The following is a 22,139-nucleotide window of genomic DNA, read 5'->3' as shown; positions in this document are numbered from 1 at the left end:
GCGTCCTCGGACGTTCATGACCAAACGGTCATGCGCAGGCCATCTCGGCGGCAGCCGGGACCTGCGACGATCCGTCCCGAAGCGTCCCGGAGGGACGCGGACAACGAGGACAGCCATGAAATTCGCATCCCCACGCGCCACCTTCCTCGCGCTCGCCACCGTCGCGGCGCTCTCCGCCGCGCCGGCGCTGGCGCAGCAGCAGGCACCCGCGAGCGCCGCCCCGGCGGCCGCGATCGACCGCGGGACGCTGATCGACGCGCGCCTCGCCGGCATCCGCGCCGGGCTGGACCTGTCCCCGGATCAGGCGGCGCTGTTCGAGCCCGTGGCCGAGGCCTGGCGCTCGGTGGCGCAGAGCCGTGCCGAGCGCCGCGAGGCGATGCGGGCCGAGCGCGGCACGCGCATGCAGGAGCGCTTCGGCGATCGGGACGGTCCGGGCCGCGGCCCGCGCGACGGCATGGGCCAGGGCATGGGTCCGGGCCAGGGCCAGGGCATGGGTCCGGCCGCCGGCCGAGGCATGGGGCCCGACGCGGGCCGAGGCATGGGACCCGACGCGGATCGCGGTCCCGGCGACGGGCTCGACTTCATGGAGCGTCTGGATCGCCGCGCCGCGGTGTCGAGCGCGCACGCCGACGAGATCGGCCGCCTCGCCGAGGCGATGCGCCCGTTCTGGGAGAGCCTCGACGCGGAGCAGCAGGCCCTGCTGCCGGTGCTCGTGCGCGAGCTCGGCGGCTTCGACGCCGGCCCGCGCCGCGGAGGCGACGGCCATCGCGGCGGCCGCTATCACCACGGCCGCGGCTGACGCCGAGCCCTCAGGGTCCCCCCGAAACGAAGGAAGCCGCCCGGTCCCCCGGGCGGCTTCGTCGTTCGTCGTGCCGTCTCGCCCCGAGCGGTTTCGCCTGGAGGCGGACGATCAGCGCGAGTAGAACTCGATGACGAGGTTCGGCTCCATCTGCACCGGGTACGGCACCTCGGAGAGGGTCGGGATCCGGGCGTAGGTGGCGACCATCTTCGAATGATCGACGTCGATGTAGTCCGGCACGTCGCGCTCGGCGAGCTGCGAGGCCTCGAGCACCACGACGAGCTGCTTGGAGGCCTGCTTGATCTCGATCACGTCGCCCGGCTTGACGAGGAAGCTCGGGATGTTGACGCGGCGCCCGTTCACCCGGATGTGGCCGTGGTTGACGAACTGGCGCGCGGCGAAGGGCGTCGCCACGAACTTCGAGCGGTACACCACCGCGTCGAGACGGCGCTCGAGCAGGCCGATCAGGTTCTCGCCGGAATCGCCCTTCTGGCGGATCGCCTCGGCGTAGTAGCGGCGGAACTGCTTCTCGGTGATGTTGGCGTAGTAGCCCTTGAGCTTCTGCTTGGCGCGCAGCTGCGTGCCGAAGTCGGAAACCTTGCCCTTGCGGCGCTGGCCGTGCTGGCCGGGGCCGTACTCGCGGCGGTTGACGGGGCTCTTCGGGCGGCCCCAGATGTTCTGACCGAGGCGGCGGTCGATCTTGTACTTCGCCTCAATGCGCTTCGACATCGCGGTTCCTCTTGCGTTGTCTGGTCTTCGAGGAACGCGCCCTCCTCTTCCCTCGTGGCGGGCCGCTTCCGCGGTGAACCACTCGGGACGACAGGCCCGGCCTGCCGGCCGGATCCGCGGGTGCGTGAACGACAACGCGGGCCCCTGGCGAGACCCGCGCTTTCCGGGGCGACATAGACGAGGCGGGGGCGGGTGTCAACGAAGGGCGTTCGCCCGCACGCCGCACTTGCACGCCCCCGGCGGCTACGCCGATACTGAGTGGCCGAAGGAGCGTGCAGACGTGTGGCTGGAGACGACCCGGTTCGATGAGAGAACGAAGCGCGGCGTCGACAATGGCCGTGACTTCGAGGCGTTTGTCCGGGATTGCCTGGAGCGCCATCGCCGCGACCGGCTCTTCTGGCGCAGCATCCGCGGCGGCCCGGACGGCGCGATCGACCTGCGCGGCGCGAGCGCTGACGGCCTCCATGTCGGCGAGTGCAAGTTCATCGGCCGCGATGCGACGACGCGGCCGCGGGACGTCTGGCGCGACGTCGCCGGCGCGCTGACGGAGAGCCTGCCCGAGCTCGCTGGAGACCTGGACAAGCGGGCGGGCTCGCCCTACCGCCGCTGGCTCGACGCGGACAATCCGATCCTCTCCTACACGTTCTGCGTGGCGGCGCCGCTGACCGGCGTAGAGCGGGAGGCGATCGAGGCGGACATCCGCGCGACGTTCCGCAGCCTCGCCGAGGCGACCGGGCGCCCGCACCTCGCGCGAATCGCCGACGAGGCGAAAGGCGTCGAGGTCCTGTCCTGGGACGACTTCACCCGCATCCTCGGCAACGATCCGGGCCTGCGCTTCGCCTGGTTCGGCGGCTGGCCGACCGGCGTGCGCTCCTTCGGCGAGGTCCTGGGCCGAGCCACCGGCTTCCGCGCCTTCCTGCGTGAGAATGCGCTGCCCTACTTCTCCCGCGCCGATTTCGCGCGGGACGAGGGCTTCGGACCGCGCGACGAGACGGCGCTCCTCGACGCGCTCGAGGACGAGGACCCCTTCTCCGCGCTGGTCCTCTCGGGGCCGGGCGGCGTCGGGAAGACGCGCCTCTCGCTCGAGATCGGCGCGCAGCTCCGCGCGAGGGGCTGGCACGTCTATGCACTCGGCCAGACGGCGACCGCCGAGGCGGCTCTCCAGCTGGTCCGCGGCTACGGCGGAGACGCCCGCATCGCGTTCGTCCTCGACTATGCGGAGGCGGCAACCGCCTTCGACGGCCTTCCAGACGCGCTCGATCAGGTCGCCCAGGAAAGCCGGCGGCGCGTGCGGCTCGTCGTGAACTGCCGCGCGAGCGCCGCCGCGATGGTCGAGAGCGCACTCAGCGGTCTGCCCGTCGTGCCGGTGCGGCTGGCGGCCGGGCAGACGGAGGAGGAGCGCTACGCCCGCTGGGTGGCCCGCCGCATTCTCGACACGGCGGGGCTCGGCGTGGACGAGCGGCTCGCCGCGATCTGCCGCCTGCCCGCCCTCGCGGCCTTCGCGGTCTTCCTCAAGCGCGAGCGGCCTGCCGATTTCGAAGAGCAGTTCGGAGCACTTCACGACGTGGCCGACTTCGAGGGCTGGGCGACGCGGCGGATCACGGCCCTGCTGCGCGGCGTGGAGGCACGCGTCGGCCGCAGCACGCTCTGCGACCTCGCCCTCTCCCTTCCCCTGCCGCTCGCAGAGCGTGACGCGCTCGCGGACGGGAAGGACGAGCGAGCGACCTTGCTCGCGCGGCTGGAGGACGACGGCTGGATCGAGCGCGACGAGGACGGCGCGGCGATCGCGCCGGCGCACGACGTCCTCGCCGACGCGCTGGCGGCGCACGACCTGTTCGGCCCGGGGGCGGACCCGACGCGCCGGGCCGGCGATGCGCTGCGCCGAGCTGCGGCCGACGGCCGGCTGCCGCGTGCCCTCGTCGCCCTCGATCGGCTCGCCGCCCATCCGCGCGCGAGCGAGGCCGCAAGCGGCCGGATTGTGTCGGACCTGCTGCGGGCGGTGCCCGACGCGATGCGGGACGCCGCGCCCGTCGTCATGCGCAGCCGGTTTCTCGGCTGGACGGGACGGCTCGCGGCGCTGGGCGACGCGGGTGTGCGTGCGGCGGTGGGCGGGGACGTGATGCTCGCCAATGTCGTCGCGCACCTCTGCGACTCGGTCGCGGATCTCGATCCCGAGGCCCACGAGAGGCTCGATCTCTCGGCCCTTCTGGATACCGCCAGCTCTCTGGCGCGACTGCTTCCGCCTGGGAGCGGCAACATGATCCTGCGGTCGGCCTACCGTTTGGCCCCGGCCGAGTTCCGGGACGCGCTGCGTGACCGCGTCGGCGTGGAGCCGGTGGCGAGCCAGACGCACTACCTGCTCGTCGCGCTCCTGCGCGGCGGCGAGCCGCCGCTCAATCTCGCGCCCTATGTCGAGGCATGGCTCCAGCGCCATGCGGACGGCAATCTCAAGACGAGCTTCGTCCTCGCCGCTTGGCTCGACGCCGGCGGCGCGCCCGACCGCGTCGAGGCGGAGGTCGAGGTCTGGCTCGCCAATCGCGCGGCGGAGCCGGAGGCGCGGTTCGTCTACAAGGCCTGGCTCGGCGCCGGCGGCGCACCCGACCGCGTCGAGGCGCCGATCGAGGCCTGGCTCGCCCGCCACGCGGCGGAGCCGGAGGCGCGGTTCGTCTACCAGGCCTGGCTCGACGCCGGTGGCGCACCCGACCGCGTCGAGGCTCCGATCGAGGCCTGGCTCGCCCGCCACGCGGCGGAGCCGGTGGCGCAGTTCGTCTACAAAGCCTGGCTCGCCGCCGGCGGCGCGGTCGATCGCATCGAGGCGGCGATCGAGTCCTGGCTCGCTCGCCACGCGGCGGAGCCGGAGGCGCGGTTCGTCTACAAGGCCTGGCTCGACGCCAACGGCGCGATCGGTGGGGTCGCGGCCGCGATCGCGATCTGGCTCGCCTCACACGCGGCGGAGCCGGAGGCGGGGTTCGTCTACAAGGCCTGGCTCGACGCCGGCGGCGCGGTCGACCGCGTCGAGGCGGCGACCGAGGCCTGGATCGCTTGCCATGGGGCGGAGCAGGAGGCGGGATTCGTCTACCAGGCTTGGCTCGACGCCGGTGGCGCGATCGACCACGTCGAGGCGCCGATCGAGTCCTGGCTCGCCAACTACGCAGCGGCACCGGAGGCGCAGTTCGTCTACAAGGCCTGGCTCGACGCCGGCGGCGAGATCGACCGCGTGGAGGCGGCAATCCGGCAATGGCTGACGGCCAACGAGACTGATGAGCGGTCCGACTTCGTGATCAAGGCCTGGCTCGATGTCGGCGGTTCGATCGACGATGTGCTGGAGCCGGCCGTGGCTTGGCTGCGGCGCAACTGGCGTCGGGCGGACGCCGCCTTCGTCACGAAGCCGCTGTCGAAGGTAGAGCATCTTCCGCAGGAGGCGATCGTGCTCATCGGCTTGTGGGCGCGGGAGTACCCGGCAAACGTCGACGCCGTCTATCGACTCGCGAACATCGCGAAGGACCGGCCGGAACCGCATGACGAGCTGAGTGTCCGGGCGATCCTGGCGGGAACACAATCCGTTCTCGGGCACTTCGGCGCGCACCTCGCCACCGATCCTGTTTGCGCCGTCCCCGCTCAGGCTCTCGTACTGAACTGCCACAGCCTGTCTCGGCCGTACCCCCCGCTTGCCCTCGCCGCCGACCGCCTCGTCTCCCGCGCGATCGGGTCGACTCCGCTCTATCGCCGGGGAACGCGCGTCCGATTCGACGAAAACCTCCTCACCGCCTGCCATTCCGTCCTCTCCGCCGGCTTCTTCACCCCCGCCGACGCCGCCGGCGTCGAGGCGTTCATCGGCTGGCTCGACGAGCAGCGTCCGGGCGATCCCTTCGTTGCGCATCTTGCCCAACGCCTGCGCGCGGCGATCACCGCGCCCCGCTGGACCGCGACACGATAGCCGTGGACAGCCCCACGTGTCCCGCTTCCCCTCCCTCCTCGCCGGCGCTACATCTCCCGCATGCACGCGCGCGCCCCTCTGCACCTGCTCAAGCTCTGCGTCGGCGCCGAGTCGATCGCCGATCTCGAGGGCTGGATCGAGGAGAGCCGGCTCTACGCGAACCGGGCGGGCCGCGCGTACGAGCAGCGGCACACGACGCGGATGGTGCCCAAGCGGATGGACGAGATCGCCGGGCGCGGGTCGCTCTACTGGGTGATCAAGGGCCAGCTCTGCGCCCGCCAGCGGCTCCTCGAGATCCGCCCCTTCACCGACGAGGGCGGCATCGGGCGCTGCCATCTCGTGCTCGAGCCGGTGGTCGTGCCTGTCGCGCCGCGCCCCTGCCGCCCGTTCCAGGGCTGGCGCTACCTCGAGGAGAAGGACGCGCCGGCGGACCTCTCGGGCGAGGCCGCCGCCGGGCTCGCGGAGATGCCGGAGGGGCTCAGGCGGGAGCTGGCGGAGCTGGGATTGCTGTGAGCGCGCTCCCGCCCCATCGGGGCGGGGACGGCGAGCGGAGCGAGCCAGGGGCGGGGTCCCCCGGCTCGACGCGTCCTATTTCGGCTGTCGCCGAACGCGCCTGCGGCGCACCCCCTCCGTCTCGTCGGCTTCGCCGCCGATCCACCTCCCCCGATGGGGGAGGAGCGATCCCGCCGCTCCCCCTCTCTCACGGCGAAGGAGACGCGTTCTCCCACGCCTCCCGCTCCAGCCGGTAGACCACGCAATCGTCCTCCCCGAACAACCGCCGTTCCACCGCGCGGAAGCCCAGACGCTCGTAGAAGCGGCAGGCGCGGACGTTCTCGGCCAGCGGGTCGAGCAGCACCGCCGTGACGGACGGGTCGGCGAAGCAGCGTTCCAGGGCGAGGCGCATCATCGCCGCGCCGAAGCCGCGCCCGCGATCGGAGGCCGCGCCGATCCAGACGTCCAGCGCCCGCAGCCCCGGGCCGCAGTCGCCCCAATAATGGCTCTCCTCCCGCGCCGGGTCGATCGAGACGAGGACGCCGACCGGCCGGCCCTGCGCCTCGAAGATCAGGATCTCGCGCCAGTCGACCACGCGCGGAATCTCCGCGGCCCAATCGTACGCGTCGTCGGCCCCGCTCGAGGCGGCGATGTCCGGGTCGTCGTCCCAGGCGCGCAGGGTCGGCAGGTCGGCGCTGGTGGCGGGTCTCAAACGCATCGTCCCCTCCCCGGTCGGGTCGGAATGATCTAGCATGGGGCCATGCAGCGCCTCGATCACGTCTTCATCCTCACCGGCGCCGGGATCTCCGCCGAAAGCGGGCTCGGCACCTTCCGCGACGTGGGCGGCATCTGGGCCGCGTTCGATCCCATGACGCTCGCCACTCCGGAAGCCTTCGCCCGCGATCCGGACACGGTGCAGGCCTTCTACGACGCGCGCCGCCGCAACCTGCTCGCGGCCGAGCCGAACCCCGCACACCATGCGCTGGCGCGGCTCGAGGCCGGCCTCGCCGCGCGGGGCGGGCGGCTCACGCTCGTCACGCAGAACATCGACGACCTGCACGAGCGCGCCGGCCATCGCGAGGTGCTGCACATGCACGGCGCGCTGCTCGAGGCGCGCTGCGTCGCCTGCGAGGCGGTGACGGAGGTCCGTTCGGACCTCTCGACGGCGGACGCCTGCGGCGCCTGCGGGCGCACCGGAGTCCTGCGCCCGAACGTCGTCTGGTTCGGCGAGATCCCGTTCCACCTCGACGAGATCGAGGAGCGGCTGATGGCGGCGGACCTCTTCGTCGCCATCGGCACCTCCGGCGCCGTCTATCCCGCCGCCGGCCTCGTCGGTGCCGCGCGCCGGGCGGGGATCGCCACGCGCGAGATCAACCTCGAGCCGTCCGACACCGCCCATCTGTTCGACGCGGCGGATTACGGCCGCGCCAGCGAGACCGTGCCGCGCTGGGTGGAGGACGTCCTGGGCCCCGACGCCCCCTCTCAGGAGAGGTCGGCGCCCCCTCACCGCACCCGCTCGAGCACCGAGACGTAGTTCGCCACCGCCGCACCGCCCATGTTGAAGATGCCGCCGAGCCGCGCGTCCTTCACCTGGATCCCGCCGGCCTCGCCGACGAGCTGCATGGCGGAGAGCGCGTGCATCGAGACGCCGGTGGCGCCGATCGGGTGCCCCTTGGCCTTGAGGCCGCCGGACGGGTTCACGGGGAGCTTGCCGTCCTTGCGCGTCCAGCCCTCGGCCACGGCGCGGGCGCCCTGCCCTTCCGGCACGAGCCCCATCGCCTCGTACTCGATCAGCTCGGCGATGGTGAAGCAGTCGTGCGTCTCGACGAAGGAGAGGTCGTCGAGCGTCACCCCCGCCTCCGCCAGCGCCCGCTGCCAGGCCACCGCGCAGCCCTCGAACTTCAGGATGTCGCGCTTGGACATCGGCAGGAAGTCCTGCGCGTGCGCCGTTGCGCGGAAGCCGACGGCGCGCGGCATGGTCATGGCGCTGTCCATGTCGGCGATGACGAGCGCCGCTGCGCCGTCCGACACGAGCGAGCAGTCGGTGCGCTTCAGCGGCCCGGCGACGAAGGGGTTCTTCTCGCTCTCGGCGCGGCAGAAGGCGAAGCCGAGATCCTTGCGCATCTGGGCGTAGGGATTGTCGACGCCGTTGGCGTGGTTCTTCGCCGCGATGCCGGCGAGCGCGTCCGACTGGTCGCCCCAGCGCTGGAAGTAGGCGGCGGCGATCTTGCCGAAGACCCCGGCGAAGCCCCCCGGCGTGTCGCCGTCCTCGGGCAGGTAGGAGGCCTTGAGCAGGTTCTTGCCGATCTCCGGCCCCGACGTCGTCGTCATCTGCTCGACGCCGACCACGAGGACGCGCCGCGCGCGCCCGGCCTCGATCGTCTTCAACGCCTGCTGCACGGCGGCGGAGCCGGTGGCGCAGGCGTTCTCGACGCGCGTCGCCGGCTTGAAGCGGAACAGGTCGGAGGCCTGGAGCACGAGGCCCGCGGTGAAGTCCTGCGCCGAGAAGCCCGCGTTGAAGTGGCCGAGAACGATCTCGTCGATGTCCTCCGGGCCGATCTCCGCATGGGCGAGCGCCTCGCGGGCGACGCGCACGATCAGGCTCTCGACGGTCTCGGCGTCCTGCTTGCCGAAGGGCGTGTGGGCCCAGCCCACGATGGCGGCTCTCATGGCGTCTTCTCTCCGGGATCCGGGGCGGCGTCGGTCGCGCGCGCGGCGTTGTTCGCCCAATGTGCGTGCGCGGGCGTCGCGGGGCAAGAGGCGGCGGGTGCGCCGGGCGACGCCGGCGCGTCAGGTGCTCGCCGACGGCGCGGCCGCGGTCGGCGCCGTCGCGAGCCAGACGAACGCGCACACCCAGAAGAGCAGCGCCAGCGGGCCGACCAGGAAGCCCGAGGCCAGGATGGCGAGCTGCCACACCGCCCACCAGGCGGGCCTCCCCGCATCGCGCAGCCGCTGCACGGTCACCGCGGTCGAGCCCACGACATAGACGTAGACGAGCGCCACGAGGGCCGCCATTGCCGCGAGCCCCACGCCCGCCGGCCGGGCGTCGCCGCGGCCGTACGGCTCGATCGCCGCGAAGACGAGAAGCGTGCCGACGAAGCACGCAACCGCGATCAGCGAGCCGCGCAGGGCGAAGTCGAGCCGCCCGATCCGGCCGTCGTAGCGGAAGTAGTTGCCGAGCATGAGCGCGCCCTCGCGTCCTCCATCGCAGCCCGACGTCGAGCCGTCCCGACCGGATCTACCGGAGGCGGCTTAACGGAACGCTGACGCCGCCGTCCCGCCCCGACCGGCGCGCGCTGCGCGGGGGAGCCGTGCACGCGCGCGCGTTTCGGGCGTGCCCGGCCGCGGGTAGGCTGGCGCCGCCGACAGCGATTCGGCCTCCCTCACGCCCGCTCCGAGCGTCCCGACGATGACAGCCCCGACGACATCCGGCGCGCGCGCCGGCATCCTCGTGATGCTCCTGGCGATGCTCCTGTTCGCGGTGAACGACACGCTGGGCAAGTGGCTGGTCGCCACCTATTCCGCCGGGCAGGTGCTCCTGATCCGCAGCCTCGCGGCGCTCGTCGTGCTCGCGCCCTTCCTGATGCGCACGAGCCCGGCGGCGCTGCTGCGGCCGGATCGCCCGCGCCTGCAGGCGCTGCGCGTCGCGCTCTCGACGCTCGAGGTGTTCTGCTTCTACGTCGCCGTGGCGAACCTGCCGCTCGCCGACGTGCTGACCTACTGGATGGCCGCGCCGATCTGGGTCGCGGCGCTCTCGCCGCTGGTACTCGGGGAGCGGGTCGGCTGGCGGCGCTGGAGCGCCATCGCGGTCGGCTTCGTCGGCGTGGTGATCGCGCTCGAGCCCTCGCGTGCGACGATCTCGCCGGCGGCGGGGGTGTCGATCGTGGGCTCGCTCGCCTTCGCGGGCATGATGCTGCTCTCGCGCGTCCTGCGCGGCACGCCCGACACCACGCTCGTGCTCTGGCAGACGGCGGGCGCCGGGGCGGCCGGGCTCGTGCTCGCGCCCTTCGCCTGGGTCGCGCCGAGCCCGATCGATCTCGGCCTGCTCGCGCTGCTCGGCGTGCTCTCGATGATCGGCCACATCGCGGTCAATCGCGCCTTCAAGCTCGCCGACGCGGCGACCATCGTGCCCTACCAGTACACGCTCCTGTTCTTCGCCGCCGTGCTCGGCTGGCTCGTCTTCGGCGACGTGCCGCGCCCGGCGCTGATGCTGGGCGCGGGGATCATCGTGGCGGCGGGGGTGTACATCTTCCTGCGCGAGCGGGCCGTGGCGCGGCGGGGACGGGTGCCGCCGTCGGTCCCGTGACCGCGACGGCGGCGCCCGCGATTGTGCTTGTGCGCGGCCGCGAAGGCGCTCATCATCGGCCCGGAGAGGTGAGAGATCCGGCCCCTCGCGGTGGACGCCCACCCCGCCGGCTCGCAGCCCTCTCCCCAGGAGCCTCCATGTCCGGACATCGCGGCGGCGACGGCCCCGCCCACACGCAGGCGCTCGGCGAGCACAGGCGGCGCACCGCGCCGCGCTGCGACTGACCGCCGGCCGCGCGCCGTCCGGCACGCGAGGACGACCACCCGCCCCAGCAAGCCCTGCCGGCCGCATCCGCGGACCGGCGATCGAGGAGAGAACCATGGCCAAGGGTCAGATGCGCGGCAACAAGGAAGTCCGCAAGCCCAAGACGAAGAAGGAGCCCGCCGCGGCGCCCACGGGCTTCGCCAAGGGCAACCTCTCCCCCGCCGCCGCGAGCCCGCCCAAGAAGAAGGGCTGAGCCCGCGAAAGCGGGGCGGGCTCGGGCGCCCGCCCCGCCTCACACGAAGGCCCATTGATCCGGCTGCACGCCCGTCGTGCCGATCAGCCAGACGGACGTGCCGTCGGCGGCGGAGATCAGCGTCCCGCCGGCGTCTACCGGAATGTCGGATCCTCCTCGGCGACGCCGTCGAGGGCGAAGCGGCCCCGGGCGACGTCGCAGGGGCTATAGCGTCGCGTCGTCGATCGAGTCGTCGGCACGAGGTCCACTCCCCTCGACAGTCCGCACAACAACAGCTGCATTGACCCGGCGCATGAGCAGATTTGCCGCAGCGAAGATCAGAATCAGATCCACCAGATTGTAATTTTTGAGCAGTCTCACATAAGTAAATTCGCTGATATCCGACAAATTATACGAGAGATAGTAGTATAGATAATGTAACCGGTCAAGATTTAGACTTATTTGCTAAACCTCGGTCGGGGAAAATTTTGAATATACGTTGGCTTCTTGAATAAGTGCTCATCTCCTGCAGATCGTGTCTATACCGCCGAACTACGGCGGAAACACAAAACTTGCCGGAGCGTGCACAGAAGACCGTCGCAACTTTCATTCAGACGTGAGCGTCCATTCCGCCACCGGAACAACACGCTTCTTCGGCCCGCCGCGCCTTCGGATTCCGGGCCTCCTCGCCCGACGCACCCGCGGAACTCGTTCCCCCGCGACAAGCGTCTGCGCGCGCGCTAGAACCGTCGCCGGTTCGTCGGCAAGGACGTGGAAGATGCCATGCGCGTGATCGGGCTCGCCGGATGGAGCGGTGCGGGCAAGACGACGCTTCTCGCGAAGCTCATCCCGGCCCTCGTCGCCCGCGGCGTCGAGGTGTCGACGGTGAAGCACGCCCACCACGCCTTCGACATCGACCGGCCGGGGAAGGACAGCCACACGCATCGCGCCGCCGGGGCGCGGGAGGTGCTCGTCGCCTCCGGGCGACGCTTCGCCCTGATGCGGGAATACGCGCCGGGCGAGGAGGAGCCGCCGCTCGGGGCGCTGCTCGCGCGGCTCGCGCCGGTCGATCTCGTCGTCGTCGAGGGGTTCAAGGCCTGGGGGCACCCGAAGATCGAGGTCTTCCGGGCGGCGAACGGCAAGCCGCATCTCTACGGGCAGGCGCCTGCCGTGCGCGCGATCGCGAGCGACGTCGCTCTGGCGGATGCGCCCGTGCCGGTGGTGCCGCTCGACGACGTGGAGGCGATCGCCGACATCGCCCTGCGCGAGGCGGTCGATCGCGACGCGCTGTGCGTCGCCCTCGCCGAGGTGCCGCCACCCGCCCGGCTGAAACCGGCCCGCGGCTGAAGGAGCGAGATCGATGGCCCAGCTCTCCGACGATTGCTTCGCCTTCGGCGGCGCGCCGATGCGGGTCGACGAGGCACGCGCGCTCATCGCCGCGCGGATCGCGCCGGTGGCGCGCGTCGAGCGCGTCCCCCTCGTCGCGGCGGACGGCCGCGTGCTCGCCGACGACCTGTCGGCGCCGATCCCGCTGCCGCCCTTCTTCAACGCGGCGGTCGACGGCTACGCCGTGTGCCATGCCGACCTCGCGCCCGGCGGCGAGACGCGCCTGCCGGTGGCGGGGCGCCTGCCCGCCGGCGCGGCGCCCGGCGGGGGCGAATCCGGCGGGACGGCCCTGCGCATCTTCACCGGCGCGGCGATGCCCGACGGCTTCGACACGGTCTTCATGCAGGAGGACACCGTGCGCGAGGAAGGCGACGTGGTGCTGCCGGCGGGCCTGAAGCCCGGCGCCAACGCGCGCCCCGCCGGCGAGGACATCGAGGCCGGCGCGCTGGCGCTGCCGGCCGGCCACCGCATCGGCCCGCGCGACCTCGCGCTCCTCGCCGGGCTCGGGATCGCCGAGGTGGCCGTGCGCGCGCCGCTGACGCTCGGCGTGTTCTCCACGGGCGACGAACTCGTGGCGCCCGGCGAGCCGCTCGGCCCGGCCGCGCTCTACGACGCCAACCGCTTCATGCTGATGGCACTCGCACGCCGCGCCGGCTGCGTCGTGCGCGACCTCGGCATCCTGCCGGACCGGCGCGAGGCGGTCTCTTCGGCGCTGGCCGCGGCGGCGGAGGAGGTCGACATGCTGATCACCTCCGGCGGCGTCTCCACCGGCGAGGAGGACCACGTGAAGGCGGCGGTGGAGGCGGCCGGCGCGCTCACCTTCTGGCGGGTTGGCATCAAGCCGGGCCGGCCGGTGGCGCTGGGCGTGGTCGAGGGCAAGGCCTTCATCGGCCTGCCCGGGAACCCGGCGGCGGTGTTCGTGACCTTCGCGGTGCTGGCGCGCCCGCTGATCGCGCGGCTCGCCGGGGAGGCCTGGCGGCCGCCGACGTCCTTCCCCGTGCGCGCCGGCTTCGCCTACGCCAAGAAGGCGGGCCGGCGCGAGTACGTGCGCTGCACGCTCGCGCCGGACGCGACGGGCGGCCTCGTCGCCCGCAAGCACCCGCGCGAGGGCGCGGGCGTGATCACCTCGCTGACGCAGACGAGCGGGCTCGTCGAGCTCCCCGAGGAGGTGACGCGCGTCGCGCAGGGCGAGACGGTGGCGTTCCTGCCCTACGCCACGCTGGCGTGAGCGTCCTCAGCTGCGGGACGAGTACCAGTCCGTGCCGACGAGGTTGTGGCCCGGATCGCCGACGCGCGCACCGGTCGTCGCATAGGCGTCCGCGGCGGTGGACTGATAGGTAGTCTCGAGCAGCCAGGCGGCGCCGACGGCGACGACGAGGGCGACGACGAGCGAGGAGAGGAAGGCTTTCATCGGGGTGTCCTCCCGGACTTTTTCGGTCCGCCATCCATGCCGCGAAACGGCACCGCTTTCAAGATCTTGCGCCGCCTTTCGGAGCCGTTCCGGCCTGGCCCGCCGCGGCGAGGAGCCGCTCCGCCTCGGCGATGTCCTCGGGAGTGTTGGCGTTGAAGAACGGGTCGATCGGCTCGGCCGACCAGGACGCGTGGGCGATGCCGTGGCGCGCCGTCCAGCGGTCGATCTTGCGCATGTCCTCGACGACGAGCGCATGGCGCAGGTCCTCGCGCAGGTCCACCCGCCAGAGCGCGTTCGTCGGATGCGTGCGCCCGCCGCTCTCGGCGCAGGCGAGCGGCGTGCCCGCGGCCTCCCGCGCCGCGTGGAGCCGCGAGACGAAATCGTGCGGGACGAAGGGCGTATCGGCGGCGAGCGTCGCGACGTAGGCGATCTCCGGCCGGTGCGCCGCCGCCCAGTCGAGCCCGGCGAGCACGCCCGCGAGTGGCCCGGCGAAGCCCTCCACCGTATCTGCCACCACTGTCAGGCCGGTGCCGGCGAAGCGCGCCGGGTCGCCGTTGGCGTTGAGCACGAGCCCGTCGCATTGCGGCGCCAGCCGCTCGATGGCGCGATCGAGGATCGTGCGCCCGCCGATCGTCCGCAGCGGCTTGTCGCCGCCGCCCATGCGCCGCGCCAGCCCGCCGGCGAGGAGGACGCCGAGCGTCGGGGGATGCGTCTCAATCGTCACCGCCGGCTCCCTTGCGCCGCGACTTCGCGCTCTCCTCGCCGACATAGGCGAGGTCCTGGTCGAACACGATCCGCTCCTCGCCCGCGAGCGCCACGAAGCGCTTGCCGCGCGCACGCCCGATCAGTGTCAGACCCGTGCGCCGGGCGAGCTCGACGCCCCAGGCGGTGAAGCCCGAGCGCGAGACCAGGATGGGGATGCCCATGCGCACGGTCTTGATCACCATTTCCGAGGTGAGCCGGCCGGTCGTGTAGAAGATCTTGTCGACGCCGTTCTCGCCTTCGCGGAACATCCAGCCGGCGATCTTGTCCACGGCGTTGTGGCGGCCGACGTCCTCCATGTAGACCAGCGGCTGGTCCTCCCGCGCGAGCACGCAGCCGTGGATCGCCCCCGCCTCGAGGTAGAGCGAGGGCGTCGTGTTGATGGCGTGGGTGAGCCGGTAGAGCCAGGAGGTGCGCAGGGTCGCCTGCGGCAGCACGATCTCGTCGAGCGCCTCCATCAGGTCCCCGAAGGCGGTGCCCTGGGCGCAGCCGGAGGTCTGGGTGCGCTTGCGCAGCTTGTCCTCGAAATCGGTCTCGCGCTCGGTGCGCACGACGACGACCTCGAGATCCTCGTCGTACTCCACCTGCGTGACCACGTCGTCGGGGTGGAGCATGTTCTGGTTGAGAAGGTAGCCGATCGCCAGGTACTCGGGATAGTCGCCGATCGTCATCATCGTGACGATCTCCTGGGCGTTGAGGTACAGCGTCAGCCCGCGCTCCACGGTGACGGCGGTCTCGACCGGGCGGCCGGCCTCGTCGACGCCGGTCACCCTGCGGGTGAGACGCGGGTCGGCGGGGTCGGGGACGATGCGCAGGGGGTGGCTCATCGGGTGCGGATGCTCATGGGGGCTCTATGCCGGTCCCGACGTAAAAGGACCGAACGCTCACGTCCACCGTGTCTATCACCGCCTGCGGCCCTTCGAAATGGCCCTCGAAGCGGGCGGGGAATGCGTCAGTCTCCTCGAACGGATCGTCACCATGCACCTTGAGGATGACGTAGATGTTCATGATGCCGCTGAAGCGATCGCCCTTCAGGATGACGGAGTCGGGGTTTCCGCGAACGCTGTCGACGACCGTTTCCTCGGACAGCTCCGCCAGCTTGGGCCACTCCGGCGTTCCCTCGACACGGTAGGTCTCGGCCGCGTCCAGGATGGCCTCGATCCGGGCGTGCTTCTGCTTGGCCGATCTCAGCGACATGTGCGACACCTCAGTAATTGAACGCGCCGACCGCAACCCCGTTCGTGAACTGCCAGGCCAGGGTGCCGCCGATGCCATCCAGATCGGCCTCGACCGCGCTCGATTCGATCGCGAGCTGGAAGAGCTTACGCTCGAAATATTGCCTGAAGGCGGCATCGATGTCGAAGTGGTCGATCCGCGCGATCGAAGAGGAACGCCTGACCCACGGACGCGTCGGGTCGGGGTGGATCGTGAAGAGACCTCGCTGAGCCACGATCCGTGGCGTGACGGCCGGAGGCACGAAGGTCCGCACGCGCTGCACCAGGAACGGGTCCGGCTCGGTCGCGATGTCGACGAGTCGCGGCGCCTGAGCCGCATAGACCCGGGCAGTCGTGCTTTTCGGATGGCTCGTCACGGCGAAATAGGCGCCGACCAGCGGGTTCGTCGTCCAATCGAGCAGTCTGGTGGGCAGACCGTGGTGCTGCCCGAGGGCGAGGACGTCCCAGTCCGTGAGAACCGAGACGCCGACGAACTGATGGGCACGACGCTTGAAGTTGCGGAAGATCGCGAGCTCCTTCTCTTCCGCGTAGGCGACCGGTTCACGACCGACCTTCGGAACGAGCCGATGCGTCGCCGCATCCGCGACGCCGCGAAAGATCCAGTGATCCTGCCGATGCATGTCGACGAACGCGAGGAACGCCGTCCAGGCCTCGCGCCGCTCGCGCAGCAGCAACGCGGATTGCGTCAATGCCATCGTAGCCCGCTCCCATTGCGAGGCTTCTCGCACGACCGCGATGGCTTCACAAGGCAAACGCTGCCCGTTCGGCGATACGCCGGATGCGCACCCTCACTCCCACACGATCTTCGGCGCGACCCGCGCCCGTCCTCCGGCGAGCCCCGCCCACACCTTCTCCGCGATGCCGCGATAGACCCGCCCGTGCGGCCCGTCCGGGTCGAGCGCCGTCACCGGGCGGCCCGCGTCCGAGGTCTCGCGGATGGTCATGTTCAGCGGCACCTCGCCGAGGAACGGTACGCCGAGCTTGGCCGCTTCCGCCGCGGCGCCGCCGTGGCCGAAGATGTGGCTCGTCTCGCCGCAATGCGGGCAGACGAAGGTCGCCATGTTCTCGACGATGCCGAGGATCGGGATCTGCGTGCGCTGGAACATCGCCACGCCGCGCCGGGCGTCGATCAGCGCCAGGTCCTGCGGCGTCGAGACGATCACGGCGCCCGAGAGCGGTGTGGCCTGCGCCATGGTCAGCTGCGCGTCGCCGGTGCCCGGCGGCATGTCGACGACGAGCACGTCGAGCGAACCCCAGGCGACCTCGCGCAGCATCTGGGTGATGGCCGACATCACCATCGGCCCGCGCCAGATCATCGGCGTCTCCTCCTCGACCATGAAGCCGATCGACATCACCTTGACGCCGTAGCCGTCGAGCGGCTCGAGGATGCGGCCCGAGAGCACGCGGGGCTTGCCGTGCAGGCCGAACAGCTTGGGCATCGAGGGGCCGTAGATGTCGGCGTCGAGGATGCCGACCTTCAGGCCGAGCGCGCGCAGGCCGAGCGCGAGGTTGCAGGCTGTCGTCGACTTGCCGACGCCGCCCTTGCCGGAGGCGACCGCGATGACGTGCGCGACGCCGGGGATCCCTTGCGCCTTCGGCTGCGGCGGGCTCGCGGGACGGCCGGGCTGGACCCCGGCGCGGGAGGGCGGCGTCGCGGAGGGGCCCTTCGGCACGGGACGATCGGCGGTGAGGGTCGCGAGCACGGTCGCGCCGCCGGCGACGGAGCGCGCGGCGTCCTCGGCGGCCTTGCGCACGCCCGCCATCGCCTGCGCCTCGGTCGCGTCGACGGCGATCGAGAACATCACCCGCCCGCCCTCGACGACGACGTCTGAGAGGCGGCCCGACGCCACGAGGCTGCCCCCGCTCGCGGGCAGCGTGACGGCGGCGAGCGCCTGCAGGACCTGTTCTCTCGTCGTCACGGGCGTGCCTCCGGAACTCGTTCGTCTCGGGTTCGTCTCGGGTTCATCTAGTGCGTTCCGCCCCGTCCCCGCAATCGCCGCGGCGCGGCTCAGCGGGCGGCCTCGGCGAGGAACTCGACGAGCGCCTGCCGGTCCTCGGCCGCGAGGATGCGCTGCTCGGGCATCTTCGAGCCCGGCGTGTAGGCCGTCGGGCCATGCTCGAACAGCGCGGCCACCGTCTCCGGCGTCCAGACGATGTCCATCGCCACCAGGGCGGGCGAGTAGTCGTATCCCGCCGCCGTGCCGATGCGCCGCCCGAAGATGCCGGCGAGCGTCGGCCCGGCGCGCTCGCCTTCGGTCGCCGACAGCGTGTGGCAGGCGGCGCAGGCGCGGAACACCTCCGCCCCGCGCGAGCCGGCGAAGCGCGCGAGCGGGTCCTCGGCCGCGTCGAGGATCGGCCCGCCGACCGGCTCGCCGGTACGCGCGTCCCACGCCCGCACCACGGCGTCGCCGCCCCCCGTGTAGAGCGTCTCGCCGTCCGGGGCGAAGGCGGCCGACCAGACCGGAAGACCGGGGCCGACGAGGGTGAACAGCACCGATCGCGCCGCGACGTCGATGATGGCCACCGACCCGCGGATCGTCGCCGCCGCGAGGCGCGTCCCGTCCGGCGACAGGACGAGCGCGATGATCGGCAGCGGCTGCGTCCCGATCTCGGCGCGCGTCTCGCCCGCGGGCGAGAGGAGGCGCACGACGCCGTCGGCGCCGCCCGCCGCGATGGTGCCGTCCGGGGCGATGGCGAGCGCGTTGAGCGGCGTCGGCAGCTGGATCGCCCGCTCCGGGCCGCCATCGTCCGGCCAGATCCGCAGCGTCGCGTCGTAGCCCGCGCTGACGAGCGTGCCGTCCGGCGCGAAGGCGACGGCGTTGACCGGGCCGCCGTGGCCCGCGAGCACGCGTGCGGCACCGTCCGCGAGCGACGTGAGGCGCACGACCCCGTCCCATCCCGCCGAGGCGAGCGTCGCGCCGTCGGGCGAGACCGCGAGGCCGGCGACCGGCGCCTCGTGCGCGCTCTCGACGCGCACCGGGTCCGGCGCGCCGAGGCGCCAGAGGGCGATCCGCCCGTCGGCGCCGCCGGTGGCGATGCCGCCGTCGGGGAGGACCGCGACCGCGTTCACCGAGCCGTCGTGGTGACGCAGCACCTGCGCCGCCGACGCGCGCCCGAGGTCCCAGACGATGGCTCGGTTGTCGAACGAGCCCGACACCGCGAGATCGCCCGCGGGCGCGACCGCGAGGGCGCGGACCGGCCCGCCGTGGCCGCGCATCTCGGCGGACGCGCCGCCGGCGGCGAGGATCAGCGTGAGAGCGACGGCGGCGAGACGCATGGGCGGGTCAGCTCCTCGGAGCGGCGGTGAAGCCGAGCGCGCGCAGGGCGGCGTGCGTCTCGGGCGCATCCAGCGCCGCGAGGAAGGCCGCGACGCCCGGCCGGGTGCGCCGCGCGGCGACGAGGGCGAAGTCGTAGTGCTCTTCCGCGAGCGGCAGGAAGCCGAGCCCGTAGGCCTCCGCGACCGGCGCGATGGCGAGCCCCCAGTCGGCCCGGCCCTGCGCCACGGCGGCGGCGACGGCGTTGTGGGTGTTCGGCTGGTTCCAGTACCCGTCCGGCCGCGCGCCGGCGAGGAGCCCGTCGAGCAGGATGCGCGTCCCGGCGCCCTGGTTGCGGCCCACCATCAGGCAGGCGGGGTCGTCCTTCACGGCCGCCACGGCGTCCCGCGCGTCCGCGCCCTCGAAGCGGGCGTCGCCCACGCGGAAGACGAGTCCCTGCATGCGCCGCCAGCCGGGAACGAGCTCGAGCCCGTCGGCCAGGAAGGGCGTGTTGTAGGTGCCGCTCCTCGGGTCGAGGACGTGGATCGGCGCGAGGTCGCACTCCCCGCGCTTCGCCGCCGCGAGACCGCCGAGGCTGCCGACGGCGATCACGCGGGCCGACATGCCCGGCAGGCGCGCGACGACGGCGTCGAGCCCGGTGCAATGGCTCCCGGCGATCACGAGATCGGGCACCCGCACCTGCGGCGTCAGCAGGCGCACGTCGACCTCGGCCCCCGCGGGGAGGGCGTCCGCCAGAGCCTCGATGGCGAAGAAGCCGTCCGCCCGCGCGAAGGTCGTCACCGAGCCGGAGCCCTTGCCCGTCGGGTAGGCGACGAGCCCACCCTCCCCCGCGACGAGCGCGCTCATGACGTACTCGGTGCGGCCGAGCTCCGAGGGAATGCGCACCGGCACGCGAGCGCGCACCGACGCCTCCGTCCGCGACGGAAGCCCGGCGAGGGTGCGCAGGACCGGCGCGACCATGTCGTGGAAGGTGAACATCGCCGAGGTGGGGAATCCCGGCAGCACCACGACGGCCTTGCCGTCGCACACCGCGAGGCAGAGCGGCTTGCCCGGCTTCAACGCGACGCCGTGCGCGACGATGCCCGGTGCGCCGAGGCCGGCGACGGCGCGGTAGGTCAGATCGCCGGCGCCCTTGGAGGTACCGCCGGAGAGGATCACCGCGTCGCACGCGGCGTGCGCCCGGCGCAGGGCCGCCTCGAGCGCCGCCGCATCGTCGCCGACGATGCCCCAGGGCACGGGCTCGCAGCCGCATTCGGCGACCGCGGCGGCGATCACCGGGCCGTTGGCGTCGTAGATCCGCGCCGGCGCGAGGGGCTCGCCGGGCGCCACGAGCTCGTCGCCCGTGGAGAGCACGGCGACCCGCGGCCTGGCGAAGACGGGCACACGCGCGATGCCGACGGCGGCGAGCATCCCGATCTCGCGCGCGCCGACCACCACACCGGCCCGCAGCAGCATCTCGCCCCGCGCGATGTCGGAGCCCGCGAAGGCGACGAACTGGCCCGGGTTCGCGGCGCGCCGCACGGCGACGGCCGGCCCGTCCGGCGCGTCGAGGGGGCGGGTGTGCTCGATCATCACGACCGCGTCCGCCCCGCGGGGGATCGGCCCGCCGGTGGCGATCGGCGTGGCGCGGCCGGGCGTCACCGCGATCGTGGGCGCCACGCCGCAGGCGATGGTCTCGGCGTTCAGGAGAAGCCGCACCGGCGCCGCCTCGGAGGCGCTCGCGATATCCGCCGCGCGCACGGCGAAGCCGTCGACGCCGGAACGGTCGAAGGGCGGCGCGTCGATGGGGGCGTGCACGTCCGCCGCGAGCGGCAGGCCGATTGCGTCCGCGAGCGCGACCTCGCTCCGCCGCAGGGGCGCGGGGCGAAGCGCCTCGGCGAAGCGCGCGGCGGCGTCCTCGCGCGAGCGCACGGTCAGGAACTGCTCCTGGGAACGGCTCGGGTCGGCGCGGCTCGGGTCGTGCGCGGGGGGGGCGGGCGTATCGGTCATGGCAGCGGCCGGGCGTCGAGGATCGCGCCGCCGGCATAGCCTTCCGCGTCGGGGGGCACCAGCGCATAGGCGTCGGCGCGCGCAAACGCCGCGAGCGTCAGCTCGCCGACGGCGAGTGGGACCCGGCGGCCGTCGCCCTCCGCCGCGAGGAGGACGATCTCCGTGAGACCGACGGTGGAGGTGAGCGGCGCGGCGAGCCGCACGGGGGCCGGCGCGACGGGCACGGCGCCGGCCAGCGCGGCGAGCGCCCCGGGAAGCAGCGCCAGCGCTGCGCCGAGCGCGTCGCTCTCCAGCGCCGGGAGGTGGGCGACGAGCGTGCCCCGCGCGTCGCGGGCGAGACGCGTCGTCGCCCCGGGGCGCAGCGCGAGCCCGTCGGCGACGACCGCCTCCCCTCCCCCGGGCGCGTCCGCTCCGCGCACGAGCACGAGATCCGCCTCGCCGGAGACCACCGCCCCGCCGAGCGCCGAGACGAGCGGCGCCAGCAGTCCCGGGCCGTCGAGCCGCACCCGCGGCCGGCGGATGGCCACGTTCGCGACGCCGATCGCGGCGAGACCGGACGCATCGCTCGCCCGCAGGCGATGCCCCGCGGGCAGGACCACCGCGCCGGCCCGCGCGTCCTCGCCGGCCCGGCGCACGTCGGTGCCGGGCGCGACCTCGGCGAGAACCTCGGGAATCGGCCCCTCCGAGAGCGCCCCCTCGGGCAGGATCGCATCGCATCCGGGCGGCAGCGCCGCGCCCGCAGCGACCCGCGCGGGCGCCGCCGCGCAGGCGGCGGGGGCGTAGGGCGAGGCGCCGATCGTGTCCGCCGCCGCGACGGCGAAGCCGGCTCGCCCGGCGCGCGCCGTCTCCGGCACGTCCGCCGGCGCGACGACGTCCTGCGCGAGCGCGGCGCCGACCGCGTCGCCCGGCGCGCAGGCGATCGGCGCCACCGGGCGCACGCCGGCGAGCCAGCGCGCGAGGGCGACGTCGAGCGGCACGAGCGGGGCTGGCGATGCGGTCGTGGTCACGGCGGATCCGGGCGCCGACGATCGATGCGGCATCCGTATCTCTACAGAGCGTAGCGCTCGAGCGGAAGGGGCGCCGCCGCGCAGGCACGGAGAGCAGCGCGTCCGTCGATGCCGCTGGACTCCCGCCTCGAACGTTGATATCAACCTATATCGGCCGCCTCGTCGAGCGGGACGCCGACCGGCGTCGGGTGCAGACGACGGGGCCGAGGCGGCCTGCGGCTGTCCGACGGATGCCGGGGGCCTGTCCCGGCGGATCGTCCCACGCCGTCCGCCGGCGATGCCGGCGAGCGGCGACCACGCGTCGTCCGCGCTGCAGCGGACGACGACGACCGACATCGCCGCCCTCGAGGCGGCCTGCTTTATCCGAACGGAGGA

21 protein-coding genes are annotated in these 22,139 nt (G+C 73.1%); 8 read left to right on the top strand and 13 right to left on the bottom strand.

Translation table 11 applies throughout. The features are described from left to right. Positions 1 to 115 precede the first annotated feature (115 nt). Complete coding sequence (locus G407_RS30460) at positions 116 to 799, top strand: hypothetical protein (RefSeq protein WP_052341298.1); 684 nt, start codon at positions 116 to 118, stop codon at positions 797 to 799. 111 nt (positions 800 to 910) lie between these two features. On the opposite strand, the gene rpsD is transcribed toward G407_RS30460, so the two are convergent. Continuing rightward, the gene (gene rpsD, locus G407_RS0112365) at positions 911 to 1,528 is read right to left on the bottom strand and encodes a 30S ribosomal protein S4 (RefSeq protein ID WP_029031048.1); all 618 of its coding nucleotides are present in this window, start codon (positions 1,526 to 1,528) and stop codon (positions 911 to 913) included. 280 nt (positions 1,529 to 1,808) lie between these two features. On the opposite strand from rpsD, the gene G407_RS0112360 reads away from it, so the two are divergent. Together G407_RS0112360 and G407_RS0112355 are read left to right on the top strand one after the other, a co-directional pair. Next, positions 1,809 to 5,465: a hypothetical protein gene (locus tag G407_RS0112360; protein WP_029031047.1), complete on the top strand. Its 3,657-nt coding sequence runs from the start codon at positions 1,809 to 1,811 to the stop codon at positions 5,463 to 5,465. A gap of 60 nt (positions 5,466 to 5,525) precedes the next feature. Then, complete coding sequence (locus tag G407_RS0112355) at positions 5,526 to 5,978, top strand: DUF1489 family protein (protein ID WP_043539659.1); 453 nt, start codon at positions 5,526 to 5,528, stop codon at positions 5,976 to 5,978. A gap of 187 nt (positions 5,979 to 6,165) precedes the next feature. Here G407_RS0112355 and G407_RS0112350 read toward each other — a convergent pair whose 3' ends face one another. Then, positions 6,166 to 6,675 carry a GNAT family N-acetyltransferase gene (locus tag G407_RS0112350; protein ID WP_029031045.1) on the bottom strand — a complete coding sequence of 170 codons (510 nt, stop codon included), beginning with the start codon at positions 6,673 to 6,675 and terminating at the stop codon, positions 6,166 to 6,168. A 42-nt stretch (positions 6,676 to 6,717) separates the two neighbouring features. Here G407_RS0112350 and G407_RS27415 point away from each other — a divergent pair, with 42 nt between their 5' ends. Then, entirely contained in the window at positions 6,718 to 7,491 is a 774-nt protein-coding gene (locus tag G407_RS27415) for an NAD-dependent deacylase (RefSeq protein WP_052341297.1), read from the top strand. Here the strand turns inward: G407_RS27415 and G407_RS0112340 are convergent. Further along, entirely contained in the window at positions 7,461 to 8,627 is a 1,167-nt protein-coding gene (locus tag G407_RS0112340; RefSeq protein WP_029031044.1) for an acetyl-CoA acetyltransferase, read from the bottom strand. The two genes, G407_RS27415 and G407_RS0112340, sit on opposite strands and share 31 nt — an antisense overlap. Before the next feature lie 120 nt (positions 8,628 to 8,747). Next, positions 8,748 to 9,140: a DUF805 domain-containing protein gene (locus G407_RS30455; protein ID WP_029031043.1), complete on the bottom strand. Its 393-nt coding sequence runs from the start codon at positions 9,138 to 9,140 to the stop codon at positions 8,748 to 8,750. Between the two features lie 226 nt (positions 9,141 to 9,366). Here G407_RS30455 and G407_RS0112330 point away from each other — a divergent pair, with 226 nt between their 5' ends. From G407_RS0112330 to G407_RS0112310, 4 genes are all read left to right on the top strand, one after another. Then, positions 9,367 to 10,263 carry a DMT family transporter gene (locus G407_RS0112330; protein WP_029031042.1) on the top strand — a complete coding sequence of 299 codons (897 nt, stop codon included), beginning with the start codon at positions 9,367 to 9,369 and terminating at the stop codon, positions 10,261 to 10,263. 319 nt (positions 10,264 to 10,582) lie between these two features. Further along, the gene (locus G407_RS32060; RefSeq protein ID WP_169728782.1) at positions 10,583 to 10,720 is read left to right on the top strand and encodes a hypothetical protein; all 138 of its coding nucleotides are present in this window, start codon (positions 10,583 to 10,585) and stop codon (positions 10,718 to 10,720) included. A gap of 762 nt (positions 10,721 to 11,482) precedes the next feature. Next, complete coding sequence (mobB, locus tag G407_RS27405; protein ID WP_052341296.1) at positions 11,483 to 12,046, top strand: molybdopterin-guanine dinucleotide biosynthesis protein B; 564 nt, start codon at positions 11,483 to 11,485, stop codon at positions 12,044 to 12,046. 13 nt (positions 12,047 to 12,059) lie between these two features. Beyond that, a complete protein-coding gene (locus G407_RS0112310; protein ID WP_029031041.1) occupies positions 12,060 to 13,313 on the top strand; it encodes a molybdopterin molybdotransferase MoeA in 1,254 nt (417 codons plus the stop codon). 6 nt (positions 13,314 to 13,319) lie between these two features. On the opposite strand, the gene G407_RS32055 is transcribed toward G407_RS0112310, so the two are convergent. The 9 genes from G407_RS32055 to G407_RS0112265 all read right to left on the bottom strand — a co-directional run bounded on the left by G407_RS32055 (position 13,320) and on the right by G407_RS0112265 (position 21,764). After that, the gene (locus G407_RS32055) at positions 13,320 to 13,496 is read right to left on the bottom strand and encodes a hypothetical protein (RefSeq protein ID WP_169728781.1); all 177 of its coding nucleotides are present in this window, start codon (positions 13,494 to 13,496) and stop codon (positions 13,320 to 13,322) included. A 58-nt stretch (positions 13,497 to 13,554) separates the two neighbouring features. Beyond that, positions 13,555 to 14,265 carry a molybdenum cofactor guanylyltransferase MobA gene (mobA, locus tag G407_RS27400; RefSeq protein WP_052341295.1) on the bottom strand — a complete coding sequence of 237 codons (711 nt, stop codon included), beginning with the start codon at positions 14,263 to 14,265 and terminating at the stop codon, positions 13,555 to 13,557. After that, positions 14,210 to 15,085: a formate dehydrogenase accessory sulfurtransferase FdhD gene (locus tag G407_RS0112295; RefSeq protein ID WP_029031040.1), complete on the bottom strand. Its 876-nt coding sequence runs from the start codon at positions 15,083 to 15,085 to the stop codon at positions 14,210 to 14,212. The genes mobA and G407_RS0112295 overlap by 56 nt, the downstream gene beginning before the upstream one ends. Before the next feature lie 13 nt (positions 15,086 to 15,098). Then, entirely contained in the window at positions 15,099 to 15,455 is a 357-nt protein-coding gene (locus G407_RS0112290) for a hypothetical protein (protein ID WP_029031039.1), read from the bottom strand. A 10-nt stretch (positions 15,456 to 15,465) separates the two neighbouring features. Next, complete coding sequence (locus tag G407_RS0112285; protein ID WP_029031038.1) at positions 15,466 to 16,188, bottom strand: FRG domain-containing protein; 723 nt, start codon at positions 16,186 to 16,188, stop codon at positions 15,466 to 15,468. Between the two features lie 93 nt (positions 16,189 to 16,281). Then, complete coding sequence (locus tag G407_RS0112280) at positions 16,282 to 17,412, bottom strand: Mrp/NBP35 family ATP-binding protein (protein WP_029031037.1); 1,131 nt, start codon at positions 17,410 to 17,412, stop codon at positions 16,282 to 16,284. Positions 17,413 to 17,501: 89 nt separating this feature from the next. Next, positions 17,502 to 18,770, bottom strand: coding sequence for a c-type cytochrome (locus G407_RS0112275; RefSeq protein WP_029031036.1), 1,269 nt, complete (start codon positions 18,768 to 18,770; stop codon positions 17,502 to 17,504). Positions 18,771 to 18,777: 7 nt separating this feature from the next. Further along, a complete protein-coding gene (locus G407_RS0112270; protein ID WP_029031035.1) occupies positions 18,778 to 20,757 on the bottom strand; it encodes a molybdopterin biosynthesis protein in 1,980 nt (659 codons plus the stop codon). Next, on the bottom strand, positions 20,754 to 21,764 hold the full coding sequence (locus tag G407_RS0112265) for a MoeA family protein (RefSeq protein ID WP_169728780.1): 1,011 nt from the start codon (positions 21,762 to 21,764) through the stop codon (positions 20,754 to 20,756). Before G407_RS0112265 ends, G407_RS0112270 begins: the two co-directional genes overlap by 4 nt. Positions 21,765 to 22,139 lie beyond the last annotated feature (375 nt).

The sequence above is a fragment of the Salinarimonas rosea DSM 21201 genome (genome assembly GCF_000429045.1).
Classification (GTDB): domain Bacteria; phylum Pseudomonadota; class Alphaproteobacteria; order Rhizobiales; family Beijerinckiaceae; genus Salinarimonas; species Salinarimonas rosea.
The sequence above is the reverse complement of the archived record's forward strand: the minus strand, read 5'-3'. Positions and strand labels throughout refer to the sequence as shown.